Here is a 20,299-nt window from a genome sequence, read left to right on the forward strand (position 1 = left end):
GCGCGCTGACGCGCGCACCCCCGCCCCCCAACCAGCTGCCAGGAGGCATCGACCCCGATGCAGACCCATCAGTACGACGTCGTCATCGTCGGCGCCGGCGGCGCAGGAATGCGCGCTGCGCTCGAGGCGTCCGGCGAGGTCCGGACCGCCGTCATCTCCAAGCTCTACCCGACCCGCTCCCACACCGGCGCCGCCCAGGGCGGCATGTGCGCCGCCCTCGCGAACGTCGAGGAGGACAACTGGGAGTGGCACACGTTCGACACGGTCAAGGGCGGCGACTACCTCGTCGACCAGGACGCCGCCGAGATCATGGCCAAGGAGGCCATCGACGCGGTGCTCGACCTCGAGCGCATGGGCCTGCCGTTCAACCGCACGCCCGAGGGCCGGATCGACCAGCGCCGGTTCGGCGGCCACACGCGCAATCACGGCGAGGCCGCCGTGCGCCGCTCGTGCTACGCCGCGGACCGCACGGGTCACATGATCCTGCAGACCCTCTACCAGAACTGCGTCAAGCAGGACGTCGAGTTCTTCAACGAGTTCTACGTCCTCGACCTCATCACGACGCACGACCTGTCCCAGGGCGACGTCGCGGACGGCGAGGAGGTGCACGCCACGGGCGTCGTCGCCTACGACCTGCAGACGGGCGAGATCCACGTCTTCCAGGCCAAGGCGATCATCTTCGCGACCGGCGGCGCGGGCAAGATCTTCAAGACCACCTCGAACGCCCACACGCTCACGGGCGACGGCATGGCGCTCGCGCTGCGCCGCGGGTTCCCGCTCGAGGACATGGAGTTCTTCCAGTTCCACCCGACAGGCCTCGCGGGCCTGGGCATCCTCCTGTCCGAGGCCGCCCGCGGCGAGGGCGGGATCCTGCGCAACTCCGAGGGCGAGCGCTTCATGGAGCGTTACGCCCCGACCATCAAGGACCTCGCGCCGCGCGACATCGTCGCCCGGTCGATGGCCAACGAGGTGCGCGAGGGCCGCGGCTGCGGCCCGAACAAGGACTACGTCCTGCTCGACCTGACGCACCTCGAGCCCGCGCACATCGACGCCAAGCTCCCGGACATCACCGAGTTCGCGCGCACGTACCTCGGCATCGAGCCCTACACCGAGCCCGTGCCCGTGTACCCCACCGCGCACTACGCGATGGGCGGCATCCCGACCAACGTCGAGGCCGAGGTGCTGCGCGACTCGCACAACGTCGTCAAGGGCCTGTACGCGGCCGGCGAGGTCGCGTGCGTGTCGGTGCACGGCTCGAACCGCCTCGGCACCAACTCGCTGCTCGACATCAACGTGTTCGGCAAGCGCGCGGGCCGCACGGCCGCCGCGTACGCCAAGACCGCGTCGTTCACCGAGCTGCCCGCCGACGCCGCGGACCGCACGGTCGCGCAGCTCGACGAGATGCGCAACCGCCCCGACGGCGACCGCGTCTCGGACGTGCGCCGCGAGCTGCAGGAGACCATGGACGCCAACGCCCAGGTGTTCCGCACGGGCGAGTCGCTCAACCAGGCGCTGAGCGACATCCGCGCGCTCCAGGCCCGGTTCAAGAACGTGTCCGTCCAGGACAAGGGCCGGCTGTTCAACACCGACCTCCTCGAGGCGCTCGAGCTGGGCTTCCTGCTCGACATCGCCGAGGTCACGGTCGTCGCGGCGATCAACCGCAAGGAGTCGCGCGGCGGTCACTACCGCGAGGACTTCCCGGACCGCGACGACACGAACTACATGCTGCACACCATGACGTACCGGCGCCCGCCGTCGGCACCCGACACCGCGGACGGCACGGTCGAGGGCTACTTCGACCACGTCGAGGAGTTCGAGGGCTACAAGGTCGTCCTCGGGTCCAAGTCCGTCACCCAGACCCGGTACGAGCCGATGGAGCGTAAGTACTGATGACCGCGACCCTCGAGAACCCCGCCACCGAGGTCGGCACCGTCCCCTCGTTCGAGGTCACGCTCCGCGTGCGCCGCTACTCCCCCGAGTCGGAGCACGGCGAGGAGTCGACCTGGGACGAGTTCACCGTGACCGCCCACGGCACCGACCGCGTGCTCGACGCCCTGCACAAGATCAAGTGGGAGCACGACGGCTCGCTCACGTTCCGCCGCTCGTGCGCCCACGGCGTGTGCGGCTCGGACGCCATGCGCATCAACGGTCGCAACCGGCTCGCCTGCAAGACGCTCCTCAAGGACGTCAACCCCGACAAGCCGATCACGGTCGAGCCCATCAAGGGCCTGCCCGTGATCAAGGACCTCGTGGTCGACATGGAGCCGTTCTTCGCCTCCTACCGCGAGATCATGCCGTTCCTCATCACCTCGGGCAACGAGCCGAGCAAGGAGCGCATCCAGTCGGCCGAGCAGCGCGAGCGCTTCGACGACACGACCAAGTGCATCCTGTGCGCCGCGTGCACGAGCTCGTGCCCGGTGTTCTGGACCGACGGGCAGTACTTCGGCCCCGCCGCGATCGTCAACGCGCACCGGTTCATCTTCGACTCGCGCGACGACGGCGCCACGCAGCGCCTCGAGATCCTCAACGACAAGGAGGGCGTGTGGCGCTGCCGCACGACCTTCAACTGCACCGAGGCGTGCCCGCGCGGCATCGAGATCACCAAGGCGATCCAGGAGGTCAAGCGCGCGATGATCCGCCGCGCGTTCTGACCTGACCCCGGGCCTCCGCCCGGCCCGCACGACGACGCCGCGTCACCCCCGCCCGGGGTGGCGCGGCGTCGTCGTTCCGGGGACGGTGGCGTCGTGCCGATACCGCGTCGTGCCGATACCGCGACGTGCCGGACGCCGCGTGGTCGGGTCGGGCGCGCGCCGTCCACGCGTGGCTCAGCGGTCGTCGGGGCGCGTCTCGGGACGCAGGGCCTCGCCCCGCGCGACAAGCCGCCGGGGGCGCGGCAGGAGCCCGCGACGCACGCCGCGCACGAGCGGGCTCCACGGGTAGCCGTTGCCCTGGCCGGCGTGCACCCGCGCCTCGCGCTCGGCGCGCTCGGCGGGCGTCTCGACGGGTGCGGGGTGCGGGTCGACGTACTCGGGGTTCGCGATCCACGCCGAGGCCAGCAGCAGCACGCGCGCGACGAAGTTGACGAGCAGCAGCAGCGTCACGAGCACCGCGAAGGATGCGAGCAGGGCGTTCTTCGAGGCGCTGCCCGCCACCACGGCGGTGCCGAGGTAGCGCAGCACGCCAAACGCGACGCCCGCCATGAGCACGCCCGACCACAGCGCGCGGGCTCGGGGTCGCGCACCCGCGAGCACCACGATGACCCCGGCGACCAGGAGCGAGTCGATCACGAGGCTCACCGCGAGGCCGGCCAGGACCACGAGCACGCCGCCGAGGTCGCCCAGGTGCAGGTACTCCTCGAGCACCTGCCCGAGCTGGGTCACGAGGATGCTCGCCGCGGTCGAGACGACGACGCCGACCGCGAGGCCGAGGAACCCGACGAGCGCCCAGACCTTCGACAGCACGAAGCTCTGCCCGACCTCCGAGAGCCCGAACATCGCGCGCACGCCGCGGCGCAGCGCGGTCATGAAGCTGATGGCCGTCCACAGCAGCACGGCGGACGCGATCACGCTGGTCCAGCTCAGGCCCTGCGCGACCACGAGGTCCTCGGGCTTGATGCCCTTCGCAGGGCCGTCGCCGTCGAGGTCGAGCAGGCCCGGGACGAACGAGTTGACCTGCTCGAGCACCGACTCCTGGAGCTCCTCGTTGTCGCCGAGGATGCTCGAGAAGATCGTGTACCCGATCGCGAGGGCCGCGAACACCGAGAAGAGCGCCGAGTAGGCGATGCCGCCGCACAGGAGCGCCCCGCGGCCCGCGGAGTAGCGCTGGAACGTGCGCCCGGGGCGGCTGCGCTTCCAGAGCTCGGTGAGCCCCTTGGCGGTCGCGACGGCGCCCGCGACCTTGCCGTCGGCGCCGTCGTCCTGCGGGAGGTCGGCGCCGGCCTTCACGGCCCGCTCACGCACCGCCTCGCGCACCGCGGTGCGGCGGGAGGCGGGTGCGTCGGTCATGACCCGACCCTATGAGGTACGGGTCGCGCTCGCAGCCTCCGCGCCGAGCGGGAAGGCGCGCACGGGTCGCCAGACGCCGTCGTCGCCGTGCTCGTACAGGTGCAGGTGCGTCACGTCGAAGACCGCCTCGTAGTCGGCCATCTCCGCGAAGGCCCGGTCGAGCGCGGCGTCGTCGAGGTCGTGCGCGACCGTGACGTGCGGGTGGTAGTTGAAGCGGACCTCCTGGTCGAGCATCCCGGACCGCACGCCCGACTCGAGGTCCTCGCACTCGGCGATGCCCTCGACGACCTGCACGAACACGACCGGCGAGACGGGCCGGAACGTCGCGCTGCCCCGCAGGTGCATGCGGAACGGAGCGCGCCCCGCGCACGCCGCCTCGAGATGCGCGTGGACCGCGGGCATCTGGTCGGCGTCGACCACGGTGGGCCCGACCACCGTCACGTGCGGAGGCACCGTCGCGGCGAGCGGGTCGCCGAAGCCGGCGCGCGACGCCTGGAGCTCGGCCCCGTAGGGCGCCGGGATCTCGATGGACACCCCGAGGCGCACCTGCCCCGGACCACGGTCGGGCAGGTTCACCGGCGCGCACCCGCCGGCAGCAGGCCGAAGCGGTCGTAGACCCGGTCGATCGTGCCCTGCGCGAGTTCCCGGGCGCGCTCGGCGCCGCGCGCGAGCACCGCGTCGAGCTCGGCCGGGTCGTCCAGGTAGCCGTTGGCACGCTCCTGGAACGGCACGAGCAGGTCGACGACGACGTCGGCCAGGTCCACCTTGAGGTGCCCGTAGCCCTTGCCCTCGTAGTCCGCGGCGATCGCGTACACGTCACGGCCCGTGAGCGCCGAGAAGATCGTCAGCAGGTTCGACACGCCGGGCTTGGCGACCGGGTCGTAGGCGACCTCGCTGCCCGAGTCCGTCGCGGCGGACCGGATCTTCTTGGCGGCGGACTTCGGGTCGTCGAGCAGGCCGATGATGCCCTTGTCGGTGCTCGACGACTTGCTCATCTTGGACGTCGGGTCCTGCAGGTCGTAGATCTTCGCGACGGCCTTGACGATGTGCGCCTCGGGGACCGCCACGGTGCCCTCGCCGAACCGCGTGTTGAGCCGGACCGCGAGGTCGCGCGTGAGCTCGAGGTGCTGGCGCTGGTCCTCGCCCACGGGCACGCGCGTCGCGTCGTAGAGCAGGATGTCGGCGGCCATGAGCACGGGGTAGGTGAACAGCCCGACGCTCGTGCCCTCGGTGCCGCGCTTGGCGGACTTGTCCTTGAACTGCGTCATGCGGGCGGCCTCGCCGTAGCCGGTCTGGCACGACAGCAACCATGCGAGCTCGGTGTGCTGCGGCACGTGCGACTGCACGAACAGCGTCGCGCGGTCGGGGTCGACGCCGCCCGCAAGGTACTGCGCGGCGGTCCGCCGCGTGCGCTCGCGCAGCCGCGCGGGCTCGGGGTTGACGGTCAGCGCGTGCAGGTCGACGACGCAGTACAGCGCGTCGTGGTCGTCCTGGAGCGCGACCCACTGCGTGAGCGCGCCGACGTAGTTGCCCAGGTGCAGGGTGTCGTCGGTCGGCTGCATCCCGGACAGGATCCGGGGGCGCTGATGCGGGGTCACGGGAGTGGCGACGTCGGTGGCGGTCTCGGCGGACATGCCATCCATTCTGACAGGTCCGCGAGGACCTCCAAGACGCGTGCCCACGGGCTCGGTCAGGTCGCCTCGTCGTCGTACGGCGCGTCGACCCCGGCGGGCAGCCGGTCGACCGACGCCGGGCCGCCGCCGACGGCCTGGCGTGCGCCCGACCCTGCCCGGACCGCACCGACCGACGCGGCCACCGCACCCCCCGCGGCTGCACCTCCCGCCACGGCCGCTGCGGCACCGGCCGCGGACGCCGCCCCCGCGGTCGGGGCGGGATCGTCGAGCAGCGCCTCACGGACAATGCGACGGGGGTCGTACTGGCGCGGGTCGAGCTTGGCCCAGTCGACGTCCTTGAGGTCGTCGCCCATCTCGTCGTCGACCCGCTTGCGGGCCGCGTCGAGGTGCTTGCGACCCGAGCGCACGAGCCGCCCGAGCTGTTCGGCGTACTCGGGCATCCGCTCGGGCCCCACGAGGAGCACCACGAGCACCGCGAGCACCACGAACTCGCTGCCGTTGATGCCGAACATGCCGCCAGACTACTCGCTCGCCTGCTCGTCCAGCACGACGCGCACGTCCCGCTCCTCGTCGCCCGTGCGGACCGTGAGGGTCACCGCGTCGCCCGGCGCCTTGGCCCGGATCGCCACGATCAGCTCGTCGCTCTGCGTCACGGGGCGCCCGTCGATCGCGAGGATCACGTCGCCCGCCCGGATGCCCGCGTCGTCGGCCGGCCCGCCCGGCACGACGGGCTGCTGGTCGCCCTCGGCCTCGGTGAGCACCTGGACGCCCTCGCCCGTGTAGCGGTCGTCGAGGAGCACGCCGATGACCGGGTACGTCGCCGTCCCCTGCTCGATGAGCTGCTCCGCGGTGCGCCGTGCCTGGTTCGAGCCGATCGCGAACCCGAGCCCGATGCTGCCGGTCGCCTGGAGCGCTCCCGGCGGCTGCGCGATCGCGGAGTTGATGCCGACGACCTCGCCGTCCATGTCGACGAGCGGCCCGCCCGAGTTGCCCGGGTTGATCGCGGCGTCGGTCTGGATCGCGTTGATGAACGCGGTGTCGGTCGACTCGCCCGCGGTGACGGGGCGGTTGAGCGCGCTCACGATGCCCGTCGTGACGGTGCCGTCGAGGCCCAGCGGGGCGCCGACCGCGACCACGGAGTCCCCGACCACGACCTTGTCGGAGTCGCCCAGCACGAGCGGCGTGAGCCCCTCGGCGTCGATCTTGACGACCGCGAGGTCGTAGTCGGACGTGCGCCCGACGATCGTCGCGGGCAGCTCGCTGCCGTCCGCGAGCAGCACGACGACGTCGCCGCCGTCCGCCCCGCCCGCGACGACGTGGTTGTTGGTGAGGATGTAGCCGTCCTCCCGGATGATGACGCCGGAGCCCGTCGCCACGCCGTCCTCCCCCGAGACCTGGAGCGAGACCACGCTCGGCAGCGTCGCGGCCGCGATCGCCGCGACCGAGCCGTCCTCGGGAGCGTCCGCGCCGGACGACGACGCGGCCGGCAGGTTCGCGTCGACGGGGCGGTAGACGCCCGTGCCGTCGGCGACGCGCTCGGCGGCCACGCCGCCCAGGGCACCGGCGACCAGCGCGATCACAGCGACGCCCGCGGTCATCCACGGACCCGTGCGGCGCGGGCGCTGCCGGGGCCAGCCCGACGTCGGCGGCTGCGGCTGCGGATAGACATGGCCGGGCGCGGCGTAGGGGTACGGGTACCCCGGCTGCGGGGGGCCGGACTGCGTGTGGTCGGACTGCGCGAATCCGTGCTGCACCCGTCCGGTCGGTGCAGGTCCGGTCGGTGCAGGTCCGGTCGGTGCAGGTCCGGTCGGTACTGGTCCGGTCGGTACTGGTCCGCTCGGGGCAGCGCCGTGCGTCGGCTGCGCCTCGCCCGTGTGCGTGCCCTGCCCGCGAGGGCCCACGGCCGGGGACGGCGTGCCTGCGGGGGCGCCGTCCGGCACGGTCGCGCTGTGCGGCGCGGGGTCCTGACCCACCGAGGCGCGTGGCTGCTCGGGGGCCGCGAACAGGTTCGCCGGAGCGTCCGGTGCCGGGGTGCCCTCGGTGCTCGCGCTGTCGCGGGTGCTTTCGCCGTCTCGGGGGCTCGTGCCGTCCTGGGTGCTCATGGTGTGTCGAGGGCTCCTGTCATCGTGGACCACCCCCGCCAGATGCGCGCAGGGACCCCGGCATCGTAGTCGTGCGCGGGGAACGCCGCGACGACCACGCCGACCGCGTCCTGCTCGTCGGGGCCGCTCGCGAGCAGCTCGACGACGTCACCGCCCGACTGCCACACGGCGTGCAGCGGGTCCTCCGAGACCACGACGACGCCCCGCTCGTCGACCCCGTGCGCGGCGACGAGCGCCGGGTCGAGCGCGCCGTGACGCTCGCGGACGAGCACCGCGTGGCCGTCGACGGTCAGGTCGAGCTCGAGCCAGCCGTCGTCGTCCGACGGCAGCCGCACCCCGGTCAGGCTCGCGCGCGTGCCGAGGCTCGTGGGAACGACCCAGCCACCGGACCCCAGGACGTCGTCGACGCTCGTGCCGGGGTCGAGCGCGGTCCCGCCGGGCGCACCCGCCTGGGAGAGCACGTCGCGCGCCTCGGCCCGCGTCGTGGGCACCGTGACACGCGGCGCTCCGCCCACCGCGGCGAGCGAGAGCAGCAGGACCCCGGAGGCGCCCAGCGCCACGACGGGCACGAGGCGACGCCGACGCGGCGCGGCCGCCGCGGTCCCGTACCACTGGCACGGCACGTCGCTCGCGAACCCCGCCTCGCGACCGGAGTCGCCCGCCGGCTCGGGGGCCATCGCGAGGATGCGCGCCACGAGGTCGTCCGCAGGGACCACGGGAGCCGCCGCGCCCACGCTCCGGCGCGCGGCGCGGACGTCGGCGACCTCCGCCGCGCACCGTTCGCACCGCACCGTGTGCGCGACCGCGCGCTCCGCGGCAGCAGGAGAGAGCTGCCCGTCGACGAGTGCGCTCGCGAGCGCACCGAGGTGGCTCATGCGACCCGCCCGTCGGCCACCACCTGGTCGCGCATCACCAGGTCGCGCCCCATCGGGTCGCCCTCCACCGGGTCGCGCTCCATGGGGGTCCGCGTCACGTCGCCGACCGTCACACCGTCGAGCGTCGTGCCGCCGGCCGTCACGCCGCCGTGCGCGGGCGTGCCCTGCGGCCGGCGCGCGCGGTGCGCGAGGGCGACGCGCAGCTGGGCACGGCCACGGTGGATGCGCGAGCGCACCGTCCCGATCTTGATGCCGAGCGTCACCGCGATCTCCTCGTACCCGAGGCCCTCGATGTCGCACAGCACGACCGCGGCGCGGTACTCGGGCGCGAGCGCGTCGAGCGCCCGCTGGACGTCGTGGTCGAGGTTCGCGTGCTCGAACCCGCGCTCGGGCTGGCCGTGGTCGCCGGTCGAGACGAGCAGCTCGTCGTGCTCACCCATCGCGTCGATCCGGATGCGCTGACGGCGGCGCGCCTGATCGAGGAACAGGTTCGTGGTGATGCGGTGCAGCCACCCCTCGAACGTGCCCGGCGTGTACGACGACAGCGCGCGGAACACCCGCACGAACGTCTCCTGCGTGAGGTCCTCGGCGTCCTGCCGGTTCCCCGTGAGCCGGTACGCGAGGCGGTACACGCGGGCGGAGTGCTCGCGGACGATCTCGTCCCACGACGGTGCGGTCCAGGGGGCGTCGGTCACGGGACCATCGTCCCAGATCGGGGGCGCCCCCGGCCGCGGGGAACCTTCTCGCCACGGTCCCCACGCAGCGCCTTCACACGACGTCCGCGCCCCGGGCCGACGCGCCTCGCACGACACCCGCCGCGTCGGGGCCGGCGTCCGGTCCTTCGACCCCCGCGACGGGTACGATCAGCGCTGACGGCCCGCTGCACGGGCATGCGGCCCGCGCGCAGCACCCCCTACCCCCGGAGGTCCCGATCACCGACATCGGCGCACGGTCCAAGATCTCGAGCTGGATGTACTGCGAGGACTTCGTCCCCGAGGACGACGTCCTCCTGCGCGCCCGCGAGCGCGCCGCCGAGCTCGGCTGCTCCGCGGTCTCGTCCGGCGTGGGCGCGACCCTCGCCGCGCTGGCCGCGGGCCTGGGCGCACGCTCGGTCGTCGAGGTCGGCACGGGCGCCGGCGTCGCGTCGCTGTGGCTCCTGCGCGGCATGCCCGAGGACGGCGTGCTCACGACGATCGACCTCGAGGTCGAGCACCAGCGCGCCGCCAAGCGCGCCTTCGCCGAGGCCGGCGTGCGCAGCACCCGGACCCGCACGATCCCCGGGCGCGCGTCCGACGTGCTGCCCCGGCTCACGGACGGCGCGTACGACCTCGTGCTCGTCGGGACCGACAAGCCGAGCTACCCGGACTACGCCGAGCAGGGGCTCCGCCTCCTGCGCCCGGGCGGGATGCTCGTGGTCGACGGCGCGCTCGCGGACGACCGCGTCGCGGACCCGGCGCGCCGCGACGAGGTCACGACCATCGTGCGCGAGGTCGGGCGCAGGCTGCGGGACGACGAGCGCGTCGTCCCGGCGCTGCTGCCGGTCGGTGACGGGCTGCTGGTCGCGGTCCGCCGCTGACATTGCCCGCAGTTTGGCGACGTTCGCCGCTGACATTGCCCGCATTTAACGAAGTTCGCCGCTGACATTGCCTGCCGCCGACCTCAGAGGTCGCGCAGGAACCGTCCCAGGAGCCGCGCGCCGAACCCCGTCGGCCCGGCGGAGAGCTCGTGCTTGTCGCTCGCGGAGCGGCCGACGCCGTTGACGTCGAGATGCACCCACGGCACGTCGGCCACGAACTGCTCGAGGAACAGCGCGGCGACGACCGACCCCGCCCCGGGCGGGTCACGGGGGACGTTGCGCAGGTCCGCGACGTCGGAGCGCAGCGCGGCCCGGTACTCGTCGACGAGCGGCATGCGCCACACGAGCTCGCCCGCGGCCTCGCCCGCGCGCTCGACGCGCGCCGCGAGGTCGTCGTCCGTCGCGTAGAGCGCGGCGTGCGTGCGACCGAGCCCCACGGCCACGGCACCGGTGAGGGTCGCGACGTCGACCATCAGGTCGGGGGCGAGCGTCGCGGCCGACCATGCGAGCGCGTCGGCGAGCACGAGGCGCCCCTCGGCGTCCGTGTTCGCGACCTCGACGGTCGCGCCCGACCAGGTGCGGATCACGTCGCCCGGACGGTACGACGCCGCGCCGAGGTGGTTCTCGGCGAGCGGGAGGACGGCGGTCACGCGGTGCGCGAGCCCGGCGCGCGCGGCGTCGAGCACGGTCGCGAGCGCGACCGCGGCCCCCGCCATGTCGGTCTTCATGGGGACCATCGACTCGCGCGGCTTGATCGAGATGCCGCCCGTGTCGTAGGTGATGCCCTTGCCCACGACGACGACGTGGCGTGCGTCCTTCGCGGACTCGACGGGGTCGTAGGAGACCGTCACGAGCCGCGGGCCGCGCTCAGCGGCGGCGCCGACCGCGAGGATCGCGCCGAACCCCTGCGCGGCGAGCTCGGCCGGGCCGAGCACGTCCACCACGAGTCCCGCGGCGGCGGCGAGCGCGCTCGCCCGTGCCGCGAACCACTCGGGCCCCTTGATGTTCGCGGGGACGTTGGCGAGGTCGCGCACGAGCCACGTGGCGGACGCCGCGGCGTTCGCCGCGTCGATCGTGGGCTGTACGTCGTCACCCAGCAGGACGAGCTGCTCGGCACCGCCCGGGATGCGTGCACCCTCGGCGTCCGCCCCGCCGAAGCGCGGCACACGGTAGGCGGCCAGGAAGTACCCCTCGACGAACGCCTCGGCGCCGTCGCCGACCTCGCGGGCCGAGGCCACGCTCACGACGCGACCGAGGCCGTCGGTCGCGCGGGCGAGGGCCGCACCCGCGCGGCGCAGGTCCCGGGGGCTGCCCGAGCCGATGCCCAGGAGCACGATCCGGGGCGGCAGGCCCGCCCAGGGCAGCGTGACCGACGAGCGCGCGTGCGCCTGCGGCAGCTCGACCGTGACGTGCTGACCGGCAGCGCCGTCGAACGACACGTCCCGGTCGGCGAGCTCGGCGAGGTCGACGCCATAGATCGTCGAGGCGTCGACCGTCCCCGAGCGCGGCTCGACGCCGTCCTCGGCCTCGAACGCCGGCGCCACGGCCACGACGACCGCGTCGACGTCGCCGTCCCGCAGGAACGCGCACGTCGCGAGCGTCCCGTCCGCGACGACGACCTCGGGGAGGTCACCGTCGACGACAGGACGCCGCCCGGCGTCGCCCGTCAGCTCGCGTGCCACAGGTCAGCCGGTGACTGCCTCGAGTGCGTCACCGAGCTCGCTCGCCTCGGTCGCGTTGAGCTCGACGACGAGCCGGCCACCACCCTCGAGGGGGACGCGCATGACGATGCCGCGACCCTCCTTGGTCACCTCGAGCGGTCCGTCACCCGTCCTCGGCTTCATCGCAGCCATTGGGGGCTCTCCATTCCTGTTGTGCGCGGTCGCGCCACCCGCCTGGTCCCAGGCGGACGCGATCCGTGCAGGCGACATCGTCCCGGACGTCCAAAGAGGTCCGCGTCACAGTCTAGTTCACCCCGGCGACAGCCTGGTCCGGCGCCCCGCCGACGACCTCGTCACACCGAACCCGTCACACGCCCAGCGCCGTCACGCCCGGACCCGTCACGCCCAGGCTCATGGCACCCATGACTCGTCACGCCCGCCGCGGCACACCTCGCACGGCACACCTCGCACGACACACCCACCGAGACGACGATCACGGCGGCCAGCCGGACGGCGGGACGAGCTGCCACAGGTTCCAGACCCAGTACCACTGCCCGTAGACGCCGGCCGCGACGACCACCGCGAGGCACGCGCGCGCCGCCCACCGGGGCCGCGGCCACGAGACCGCGACGGCGCCGAGCGGGAACGCGAGCAGCAGGAACCGCCACAGGCTCGTCCACGGCTCGATGACCGCGACGAGGTAGGCCAGGTAGGCGCCGGTCCACGCCTGCAGCTCCGGCCCGAGCCGGAACATCGGCGGGCTCAGCACGACCGCGGCGGTCGCGACCAGGATCATGCCGAGGTACCAGGGTCCGCGCTCGCCCCAGAGCATCTGCGAGATCTCGACCCAGGGGGTGAAGATCTCGACCGGGCCCGTGCCGCGCCAGGCCTGCTGCGTCAGGAAGTACGCGTCGGGCACCCCGGTGCGCGCGGCGCAGATCCACTGCCACAGGAACCCGGAGAGCACCGCGACCGCGAGCAGCGCCGCGACCCGGATCCCGTCGAGCCACGGGAACGGTGGCGGGGCCGGGCTGGCTGCGGGTGCGGCGTCCGACGCACCGACCTCCGGGGCGGAGGCGGCCGCGAGCGCGGCGCGGCGAAGCCTCCACCACCCGTAGGCGCGGTGCAGGCCGTGCCACACGACGACGCAGGCCATGGGCAGCGCGACCGCGCGCGTGAACCCGAGGCCGACGACGCTCAGCGCGGCCCACTCGTACCGGTGCCGCACGATCAGCAGGAGCGTCGTGGAGATCAGGAGCAGCGCGAGCGCCTCGGTGTACGCGACCTGCAGCACGGGCGACGAGGGCACGGTCGCGACCACGGCGACGGTCGCGAGCGGGAGCCCGGGGTGCCGGGCGACGGCTCGCGGTGCGGCGGCGACGAGCTGGTGGATCACGAGCATCGCGATCGCGCCGAGCACGAGGCACAGGATCGGCGCGACGACGTCCCACGGGAGCGTCGTGATCTCCATGAGCCCGCGCACGAGCACGGGGAACAGCGGGTAGAAGGCCCAGGCGTTCTGCTGCACGAGCCCGTCGTCGCCGCGCGGCAGCTCGGCCGGGTAGCCGTCGCGCGCGACCTGCTCGTACCAGCTCGCGTCCCACATCGACCCCGTGTACTCGAGGTAGCCGGGCTGCGCGCCCGTCCAGTAGTTCTCGGCCTGGTGCTGCGCGACGATCATGATGATCGCCGCGCTCACCGCGCGCGCGAGGCCGTAGACCGCGAGCACCCGGAGCCACCACGGCCAGCGGCCGGGCCACCTGGCGCCGCGCACGCGCGTGCCCTGCTCCTTCGCGGCGGGCGTGTCCGCCGCGCCCACGGGCGCGTCGTCCTGCGTCGTCGTCCCCGTCACGCCACTCCCCTGGTCTTCTGGCCGGTCGTCTTCTGGCCGGTCGTCGTCCGGCCGATCGTCGTCCGGCCGGTCGTCGTCGCCCGTGCGCGGCCGCGACGCGTCCGGCGGTTCACCCGAGACCGCGCAGCACGGCGGCGGGCGGCACGTCCCCGCGCACGACCGCGATCATCTCGAGCACCCGCACTGTAGCGGCGACGTCGTGCGCACGGAAGACCCGTCCGCCGAGCCAGGCCGCGAGCGCCGTCGCGGCGAGCGTGCCCTCGAGCCGCTCGTCGGCGGGCAGCCCGAGCGACTCCCCCACGAAGTCCTTGCGCGAGAGCGCCATGAGCAGCGGGAACCCGAGCCCGGCGAGCGCCTGCGTGCGGCGCAGCAGGTGCAGCGAGTGCCAGGTGTTCTTGCCGAAGTCGTGCGTGGGGTCGACCAGCACGGAGGCCGGCGGCACCCCGCACGCGACGGCGCGCGCCGCGGCCGCGCGCAGGGTCGCGAGGACGTCGAGCACGACGCCGTCGCGCGGGTCGCTGCCGGGCGGCGCGTCGTCGGGCAGGGGGTACGCGACGCGGTGCGGGTCGGTGCGCGGGCGCATGCCGCCCGTGTGCGAGCAGACGACGCCGACGCCGTGCTGCCCGGCGACCTCGACGAGCCGGGGGTCGTGCCCGGCCCAGGTGTCGTTGACGAGGTCGGCGCCCGCGAGCGCTGCCTCGTGCGCGACGTCCGCCCGCCAGGTGTCGACGCTCACGAGCAAGTCGGGGAACTCCTCGCGCACGCGCGCGACGAACGGCACGACCCGGCGGATCTCCTCGGCGGGCGTGACCTCGGGGCCGACCCCGGCCCGGACGCCACCCACGTCGACGATCGCCGCGCCCTCGCGCGCGGCCCGCTCGACGGCGCGCAGCGCGGGCGCGTCCTCGAGGGTGCGGGCGCCGGCGTAGAACGAGTCGTCGGTCCGGTTGACGATGGCCATGACCACGGGCCCGGGGCCGACGACGCGCCCCCGCAGCTCGAGGGGGGCGGACGCCGCGGGGACGGTCGGGTCCGGGGCCGCGGCCACGGCGCGGTCGGGGCGCGTCACCGTGCGGGCGGGGACGCCTCGGCGGCGGCCGTGACGTCCGCCGCCGTCTCGCGCACGGCCGCGATCTCCTCGGCCGCGAGCTCGGCGCCGCGCTCGCACACGTACTCCACGGCCTCGTCGGCGTCGTCGCACAGGTGCACGAGCTCGAGGTCGTGCTCGCCGATCATGCCGCGCGGCAGCACGACGTCGCGCGCCCAGTCGAGCAGCCCGCCCCAGTAGTCGCTGCCGACGAGCGCCACGGGGAACTCGGTCACCTTGTGGGTCTGCACGAGCGTGAGCGCCTCGAACAGCTCGTCGAACGTGCCGAACCCGCCCGGGAGCACGACGAACCCCTGCGCGTACTTGACGAACATGGTCTTGCGCGTGAAGAAGTAGCGGAAGTTGACGCCGAGGTTGACGTGCTCGTTGACGCCCTGCTCGAACGGCAGCTCGATGCCGAGGCCGATCGAGAGCCCCCCGGCGTCGTTCGCGCCCTTGTTCGCGGCCTCCATCACGCCGGGCCCGCCCCCGGTGATGACGGCGTAGCCCTCCTCGACGAGGCGGCGGCCGACGCGCTCGGCGGTCGCGTAGTCGGGGTGGTCGGGCTTGGTGCGGGCCGAGCCGAACACCGAGACCGCGGGCCCGACCTCGGCGAGCGCGCCGAACCCCTCGACGAACTCGCTCTGGATGCGCATGACCCGCCACGGGTCGGAGTGCACCCAGTCGGCGCTCTCGGCGGTGTCGAGCAGCCGCGCGTCGGTGGTCTGCTGGGGGATCTGGCCGCCGCGCAGCAGCACGGGGCCCTTGCGGTAGCCGGATCCGGTCTGCGGGAGTCCCTCGTCGCTCATGGGGCCGAGCCTACGCATGCGCGGCGGGTCAGCGCGTGAGCCACTCGCGCAGCGCGGCGTGGCAGGTCGTCACGTGCCCCACGGGGCACCGCTCGTCGTCCTTGTGCGCGAGCAGCGGGTCGCCCGGGCCGAAGTTCACGGCCGGCACGCCGAGCGCCGAGAACCGCGCGACGTCGGTCCAGCCCTGCTTGGCGGCGGGCTGCCCGCCCGTGAGCGCGAGCACCGTGTCGGCGAAGTCCTTCGCGAGCGGCGCGTCGAGCCCGGGGCGCGCGCCGGGGGCGCCGTCCGTGACCCGGACGTCGAACCCGGCGAACAGGTCGCGCACGTGCGCCTCGGCCCCGGCGAGGTCGAGGTTCGGTGCGAACCGGTAGTTGACGGTCACGACGCAGCGGTCGGGCACCACGTTGCCCGCGATGCCGCCCGAGATCGCGACCGCGCTCATGCCCTCGCGGAACACGAGCCCGTCGACCTCGACCTCCTTGGCCTCGTACGCCGCGAGCCGGTCGAGCACCTCGTGCGCGGCGTGGATCGCGTTCTCGCCGAGCCACGGGCGGCCCGAGTGCGCCGCGACGCCCGTGGTCGCGACCTCGACGCGCAGCGTGCCCTTGCAGCCGCCCTCGATGCCCGCCGCGGTCGGCTCGCCGAGCACCGCGAAGTCGCCCGCGAGCAGGTCGGGGCGGTGGCGCATGAGGCGCCCGAGCCCGTTGAGGTTGGCCGCGACCTCCTCGTGGTCGTAGAACACCCACGTGACGTCCTGCGCGGGCTCGACGAGCTCGGCCGCGAGCGCGAGCTGGATCGCGACGCCGCCGAGCATGTCGACCGTGCCCCGGCCCCAGACCTCGGCGTGCGCGCCCTCGCCGACGACGCGCGTCGGCAGGTTCGGCGGGTCCGTGAGGGGAACCGTGTCGAGGTGCCCGGCGATCACGACGCGGCGCTGGCGCCCGAGGTTCGTGCGCGCGACCACGGCGTCGCCGTCACGCACGACCTCGAGGTGCGCGTAGGGGCGCAGCGCGGCCTCGACCGCGTCGGCGAGCGCCTTCTCGTCGCCGCTGACCGACGGGACGTCGCAGATCGCACGGAACAGCGCGATCAGGTCGCCCTCGAGGTCGAGCCGCACGGGCACGGCGCCCGGCGCGGCCTCCTCGCCGGGTGCGGGACGGTCGGGGCTGCCTGCGGCGGGTGCGGACGTCATGGGCCGGACTCTACCGAGGTCGCCCGGGGCGACGGGCTCCACCCACTAGGGTTGGACCCATGACTTCCTCGATCCCGGAGAACGCCCCCGAGACCGCCCCCGCCCCCCGCACCGCCTGGGCCGACGGCCTGGCCACGGTCGCGGACGGCGTGACGCTCGACGCCTGGTACCCGACCCCGGCCCTGGGCACCGCCCCGGACGCCGCCGCGCCCGCGTCGCTCGTCGCGCTCGCGGAGGTCGACGAGGCGCGGGGCGTCGAGGTCGTCGTGGTGCGCACCGAGATCGACCTGGACGCCGCCCCCGCCGACGCCGCGGACGCGTACCTGCGGCTGCACCTGCTCTCGCACCGCCTCGTGCAGCCGCACGGGCTCAACCTCGACGGGCTGTTCGGCGTGCTCGCCAACGTGGTGTGGACCGACCAGGGCCCGTGCGCGGTCGAGGGTTTCGAGGAGACGCGCCTGCGTCTGCGCGCCGCGACCGGCCGGACCGTCACCGTCTACGGCGTCGACAAGTTCCCCCGCATGGTCGACTACGTCGTGCCCACGGGCGTCCGCGTCGCCGACGCCGACCGCGTGCGCCTGGGCGCGCACCTCGCGGCGGGCACGACGGTCATGCACGAGGGCTTCGTGAACTTCAACGCCGGCACGCTCGGCACGTCGATGGTCGAGGGCCGCATCTCGGCCGGCGTCGTGGTCGGTGACGGGTCGGACGTCGGCGGCGGCGCCTCGATCATGGGCACCCTCTCCGGCGGCGGCAAGGAGGTCATCTCGATCGGCCGCCGGTCGCTGCTCGGCGCGAACTCCGGCATCGGGATCCCCCTCGGCGACGACTGCGTCGTCGAGGCCGGCCTGTACGTCACCGCGGGCACCAAGGTCACCGTGGTCGGCGCCGAGGAGCCCACGACCGTCAAGGCGCGCGAGCTCGCGGGCCGCGACAACCTGCTGTTCCGCCGCAACTCGCTCACGGGCGGGGTCGAGGTGGTCGCGCGCGCCGGGACCGGCGTCGAGCTCAACGCCGCGCTGCACGCGAACTGACGCGCGGCTGCAGGGGGCACGCGCATGTCACGACCACCGGCGCGCCGCCGGGTCTTCCCGTGGGTCTCGACGCTCACGGTCGTCGCCGTCGGGGTGATCGGCGTGAGCGCCGTGGTCGTGCTGCTGCGCGGCCACGACGCGGCCGCGCCGCTCGTCGAGAGGTGCGTGGCGACGTCCGACGCGGGGACGTTCCCGTTGCGCCTGGGCCAGGCCGACAACGCCGCGCTGATCGGCACCACGGCCGTGCGGCGCGGCATGCCGGCGCGGGCCGCGACCGTCGGGATCGCGACCGCGATGCAGGAGTCGAGCCTCTACAACATCGACTACGGCGACCGTGACTCGGTCGGCCTGTTCCAGCAGCGCCCGTCGCAGGGCTGGGGCACGGTCGAGCAGATCATGGACCCGGTGTACTCGACCAACACGTTCTACGACGCGCTCGACGAGGTCGACGGGTGGCACGACATGGAGGTCACGGTCGCGGCGCAGACCGTGCAGCGCTCGGCCTTCCCCGACGCCTACGCCCAGCACGAGGGCATGGCGCGGGCCTGGGCGTCGGCCCTGACCGGATGGTCGCCCGCCGCGCTGGCCTGCACGCTCGACGACGTCGCGGAGCCCGCGCCCCGTGACGAGGCGGTGCGCGCGTTCACCGCGCGGGCCGAGCGCGACCTCGGGTTCGAGGTCGTCCCGGTCGACGGCGCGTCGGGCGAGGGATCGCTCGCGCTGACGATCGACGCGACCGGGTACGGCGGCGCCGCCCCGGCCGACGCGGCCCGCAGCGCGTGGGCGGTGGGCCAGTGGGCCGTCGCGGTCGCGGCGGGCACCGGCGTCACGTCGGTCGGTGTGGCGGACGACGCGTGGTCCCGAGACCTCGGGGCGTGGGCCTCGCAGGCCGCGGACGTCCCGGACGGCGATCCGCAGGACGACGAGGCGCACGACGGCGGGGGGCAGGAGAGCGGCCCGCAGGCGCTGCCCGCGGGGACCGTGCGCGTGGTGCTCGCGGTCGCGACGCCGTAGGACGGCGTCCACCGACGACGAAGGCCCCCGCCACGTGGCGGGGGCCTTCGTCGTCGTCAGCGGGTCAGCGCTGGGACAGGTCCACGTAGGGGCGCTCGGTCGCGCCCGTGTAGATCTGGCGCGGGCGTCCGATCTTGGTCTGCGGGTCGTTCATCATCTCGCGCCACTGGGCGATCCAGCCCGGCATGCGCCCGAGGGCGAACAGCGGCGTGAACATCGTCGGGCTGAAGCCCATGGCCTTGTAGATCAGGCCCGTGTAGAAGTCGACGTTCGGGTAGAGCTTGCGCTCGATGAAGTAGTCGTCGTTGAGCGCGATCTCCTCGAGGCGCTGCGCGATCTCGAGCAGCTCGTCGTTCTTGCCGAGGCTCGAGAGCACGGCGTCGGCGCTCTTCTTGACGATCGCGGCGCGCGGGTCGTAGCTCTTGTAGACGCGGTGGCCGAAGCCCATGAGCCGGACGCCGTCCTCCTTGTTCTTGACCTTGGTCATGAACGTGTCGACGTCGAAGTCGCTGCCCTGGATCTGGTGGAGCATCGAGAGCACGGCCTCGTTGGCGCCGCCGTGCGACGGGCCGGAGAGCGCGTTGACGCCCGCGGCGACCGAGGCGTACAGGTTCGCGTTGGACGAGCCGACGATCCGCACGGTCGACGTCGAGCAGTTCTGCTCGTGGTCGGCGTGCAGGATGAGGAGCTTGTCGAGCGCGTCGACGACGACCGGGTCGGACTCGTACTCCTGGTAGGGGCGCGCGAACGTCATGCGCAGGAAGTCGTCGACGTAGCCGCGCGAGTAGTCGGGGTACAGCAGCGGCTCGCCGACCGCGCGGCGGTGCAGGTACGACGTGATGGTGCGCGTCTTGGCCAGCAGCAGGACCGTCGCGAGCTCGACCGTCTCGGGGTCGTTCACGTCGAGCGACTCAGGGTAGAACGTCGACAGCGCGTTGATCGCCGAGGCGAGCACCGCCATCGGGTGCCCGTTGCGCGGGAAGGTCCCCATGAGCGTGCGGAAGTCCTCGTGCACGAACGTGTGGCGGTTGACCCGCTCGACGAACGCCTCGAGCGTGGGCGCGTCCGGCAGCTCGCCGTGGATGAGCAGGTACGCGACCTCGAGGAACGTGGACTTCTCCGCGAGCTGGTCGATCGGGTACCCGCGGTAGCGCAGGATCCCCGCGTCGCCGTCGATGTAGGTGATGTCGGACGAGCAGGACGCCGTGTTCGTGAACCCCGGGTCGACCGTCACCAGACCGGTGGTCTTCATGAGGCTCGAGACGACGATGCCGTCGTTGCCCTCGGTCGCGGGGACCACGGGGAGGTCCTGGGTCGTACCGCCGGCGACGAGCTGAACCGTCGTCGCGTGCTCCGTGCTGGTCATGGTGTCCTTCCTGCGGCCCGTCGGCGGGCACCTCGTCGAGGCCTGCCGAGAGCATGTGGTCCGAGGGGCGTCATGCGCGTCGCGGCCGCGGCG

Annotated in this window: 18 protein-coding genes and 1 pseudogene; 5 read left to right on the forward strand and 14 right to left on the reverse strand. The window is 73.7% G+C overall.

What is annotated here, in order from left to right:
• Positions 1-57: 57 nt before the first annotated feature.
• Positions 58-1,890 (forward strand): succinate dehydrogenase flavoprotein subunit, encoded by a 1,833-nt coding sequence (sdhA, locus tag CLV28_RS00965; protein WP_100421448.1) that lies wholly within the window; start codon positions 58-60, stop codon positions 1,888-1,890.
• Positions 1,890-2,651, forward strand: a complete 762-nt coding sequence (locus CLV28_RS00970) for a succinate dehydrogenase iron-sulfur subunit (RefSeq protein ID WP_100421449.1) — start codon at positions 1,890-1,892, stop codon at positions 2,649-2,651. The genes sdhA and CLV28_RS00970 overlap by 1 nt, the downstream gene beginning before the upstream one ends.
• A 174-nt stretch (positions 2,652-2,825) precedes the next feature.
• Here the strand turns inward: CLV28_RS00970 and CLV28_RS00975 are convergent, their stop codons facing one another.
• The 7 genes and pseudogenes from CLV28_RS00975 to sigE all read right to left on the reverse strand — a co-directional run.
• Positions 2,826-4,004: a YihY/virulence factor BrkB family protein gene (locus CLV28_RS00975; protein WP_100421450.1), complete on the reverse strand. Its 1,179-nt coding sequence runs from the start codon at positions 4,002-4,004 to the stop codon at positions 2,826-2,828.
• Positions 4,005-4,013: 9 nt separating this feature from the next.
• Positions 4,014-4,580, reverse strand: coding sequence for a 2'-5' RNA ligase family protein (locus CLV28_RS00980; RefSeq protein ID WP_100421451.1), 567 nt, complete (start codon positions 4,578-4,580; stop codon positions 4,014-4,016).
• Complete coding sequence (gene trpS, locus CLV28_RS00985; RefSeq protein WP_100421452.1) at positions 4,577-5,638, reverse strand: tryptophan--tRNA ligase; 1,062 nt, start codon at positions 5,636-5,638, stop codon at positions 4,577-4,579. Before trpS ends, CLV28_RS00980 begins: the two co-directional genes overlap by 4 nt.
• 56 nt (positions 5,639-5,694) lie before the next feature.
• Positions 5,695-6,150: a twin-arginine translocase TatA/TatE family subunit gene (locus tag CLV28_RS00990; RefSeq protein ID WP_100421453.1), complete on the reverse strand. Its 456-nt coding sequence runs from the start codon at positions 6,148-6,150 to the stop codon at positions 5,695-5,697.
• Between the two features lie 9 nt (positions 6,151-6,159).
• The gene (locus tag CLV28_RS00995; RefSeq protein ID WP_308440389.1) at positions 6,160-7,236 is read right to left on the reverse strand and encodes a S1C family serine protease; all 1,077 of its coding nucleotides are present in this window, start codon (positions 7,234-7,236) and stop codon (positions 6,160-6,162) included.
• A gap of 500 nt (positions 7,237-7,736) precedes the next feature.
• Positions 7,737-8,615 carry an anti-sigma factor family protein gene (locus CLV28_RS01000; protein ID WP_100421455.1) on the reverse strand — a complete coding sequence of 293 codons (879 nt, stop codon included), beginning with the start codon at positions 8,613-8,615 and terminating at the stop codon, positions 7,737-7,739.
• A gap of 164 nt (positions 8,616-8,779) precedes the next feature.
• A pseudogene (sigE, locus tag CLV28_RS01005) lies at positions 8,780-9,328 on the reverse strand (RNA polymerase sigma factor SigE); the annotation flags it as partial.
• 257 nt (positions 9,329-9,585) lie between these two features.
• Here sigE and CLV28_RS01010 point away from each other — a divergent pair.
• Positions 9,586-10,191, forward strand: a complete 606-nt coding sequence (locus CLV28_RS01010; protein WP_100421456.1) for an O-methyltransferase — start codon at positions 9,586-9,588, stop codon at positions 10,189-10,191.
• An 83-nt stretch (positions 10,192-10,274) separates the two neighbouring features.
• Here CLV28_RS01010 and CLV28_RS01015 read toward each other — a convergent pair whose 3' ends face one another.
• The 6 genes from CLV28_RS01015 to dapE form a co-directional block, all read right to left on the reverse strand.
• Complete coding sequence (locus CLV28_RS01015; RefSeq protein WP_239073273.1) at positions 10,275-11,873, reverse strand: leucyl aminopeptidase family protein; 1,599 nt, start codon at positions 11,871-11,873, stop codon at positions 10,275-10,277.
• Between the two features lie 3 nt (positions 11,874-11,876).
• Positions 11,877-12,044: a DUF3117 domain-containing protein gene (locus CLV28_RS01020; protein ID WP_100421457.1), complete on the reverse strand. Its 168-nt coding sequence runs from the start codon at positions 12,042-12,044 to the stop codon at positions 11,877-11,879.
• Between the two features lie 301 nt (positions 12,045-12,345).
• Positions 12,346-13,704, reverse strand: a complete 1,359-nt coding sequence (locus tag CLV28_RS01025; protein WP_100421458.1) for a hypothetical protein — start codon at positions 13,702-13,704, stop codon at positions 12,346-12,348.
• A gap of 109 nt (positions 13,705-13,813) precedes the next feature.
• On the reverse strand, positions 13,814-14,773 hold the full coding sequence (gene folP / locus CLV28_RS01030; protein ID WP_239073274.1) for a dihydropteroate synthase: 960 nt from the start codon (positions 14,771-14,773) through the stop codon (positions 13,814-13,816).
• Entirely contained in the window at positions 14,770-15,600 is an 831-nt protein-coding gene (locus CLV28_RS01035) for an LOG family protein (protein WP_100421459.1), read from the reverse strand. Before CLV28_RS01035 ends, folP begins: the two co-directional genes overlap by 4 nt.
• 28 nt (positions 15,601-15,628) lie before the next feature.
• Positions 15,629-16,792 carry a succinyl-diaminopimelate desuccinylase gene (gene dapE, locus CLV28_RS01040; RefSeq protein WP_100421460.1) on the reverse strand — a complete coding sequence of 388 codons (1,164 nt, stop codon included), beginning with the start codon at positions 16,790-16,792 and terminating at the stop codon, positions 15,629-15,631.
• 59 nt (positions 16,793-16,851) lie between these two features.
• Between dapE and dapD the strand changes: the two genes are divergently transcribed.
• Complete coding sequence (gene dapD, locus CLV28_RS01045) at positions 16,852-17,826, forward strand: 2,3,4,5-tetrahydropyridine-2,6-dicarboxylate N-succinyltransferase (protein WP_100421461.1); 975 nt, start codon at positions 16,852-16,854, stop codon at positions 17,824-17,826.
• A gap of 24 nt (positions 17,827-17,850) precedes the next feature.
• Positions 17,851-18,840, forward strand: a complete 990-nt coding sequence (locus CLV28_RS01050; protein WP_203968198.1) for a hypothetical protein — start codon at positions 17,851-17,853, stop codon at positions 18,838-18,840.
• Positions 18,841-18,904: 64 nt separating this feature from the next.
• Here the strand turns inward: CLV28_RS01050 and CLV28_RS01055 are convergent, their stop codons facing one another.
• On the reverse strand, positions 18,905-20,206 hold the full coding sequence (locus CLV28_RS01055) for a citrate synthase (RefSeq protein ID WP_100421462.1): 1,302 nt from the start codon (positions 20,204-20,206) through the stop codon (positions 18,905-18,907).
• Positions 20,207-20,299: the final 93 nt, after the last annotated feature.

It is taken from the genome of Sediminihabitans luteus, assembly GCF_002797595.1.
In the GTDB taxonomy this organism is placed as follows: Bacteria; Actinomycetota; Actinomycetes; order Actinomycetales; family Cellulomonadaceae; genus Paraoerskovia; species Paraoerskovia lutea.

What these genes read in the sequence shown, in the direction of transcription:
- dapD (WP_100421461.1), top strand. Translation starts at nt 16,852, where the DNA reads ATGACTTCCTCGATCCCGGAGAACGCCCCCGAGACCGCCCCCGCCCCC.
- CLV28_RS01055 (WP_100421462.1), bottom strand. Translation starts at nt 20,206, where the DNA reads ATGACCAGCACGGAGCACGCGACGACGGTTCAGCTCGTCGCCGGCGGT.
- CLV28_RS00990 (WP_100421453.1), bottom strand. Translation starts at nt 6,150, where the DNA reads ATGTTCGGCATCAACGGCAGCGAGTTCGTGGTGCTCGCGGTGCTCGTG.
- CLV28_RS00975 (WP_100421450.1), bottom strand. Translation starts at nt 4,004, where the DNA reads ATGACCGACGCACCCGCCTCCCGCCGCACCGCGGTGCGCGAGGCGGTG.
- CLV28_RS01050 (WP_203968198.1), top strand. Translation starts at nt 17,851, where the DNA reads ATGTCACGACCACCGGCGCGCCGCCGGGTCTTCCCGTGGGTCTCGACG.
- CLV28_RS01020 (WP_100421457.1), bottom strand. Translation starts at nt 12,044, where the DNA reads ATGGCTGCGATGAAGCCGAGGACGGGTGACGGACCGCTCGAGGTGACC.
- CLV28_RS00970 (WP_100421449.1), top strand. Translation starts at nt 1,890, where the DNA reads ATGACCGCGACCCTCGAGAACCCCGCCACCGAGGTCGGCACCGTCCCC.
- CLV28_RS01035 (WP_100421459.1), bottom strand. Translation starts at nt 15,600, where the DNA reads ATGAGCGACGAGGGACTCCCGCAGACCGGATCCGGCTACCGCAAGGGC.
- CLV28_RS01010 (WP_100421456.1), top strand. Translation starts at nt 9,586, where the DNA reads ATGTACTGCGAGGACTTCGTCCCCGAGGACGACGTCCTCCTGCGCGCC.
- CLV28_RS00995 (WP_308440389.1), bottom strand. Translation starts at nt 7,236, where the DNA reads ATGACCGCGGGCGTCGCTGTGATCGCGCTGGTCGCCGGTGCCCTGGGC.
- CLV28_RS01000 (WP_100421455.1), bottom strand. Translation starts at nt 8,615, where the DNA reads ATGAGCCACCTCGGTGCGCTCGCGAGCGCACTCGTCGACGGGCAGCTC.
- trpS (WP_100421452.1), bottom strand. Translation starts at nt 5,638, where the DNA reads ATGTCCGCCGAGACCGCCACCGACGTCGCCACTCCCGTGACCCCGCAT.
- dapE (WP_100421460.1), bottom strand. Translation starts at nt 16,792, where the DNA reads ATGACGTCCGCACCCGCCGCAGGCAGCCCCGACCGTCCCGCACCCGGC.
- sdhA (WP_100421448.1), top strand. Translation starts at nt 58, where the DNA reads ATGCAGACCCATCAGTACGACGTCGTCATCGTCGGCGCCGGCGGCGCA.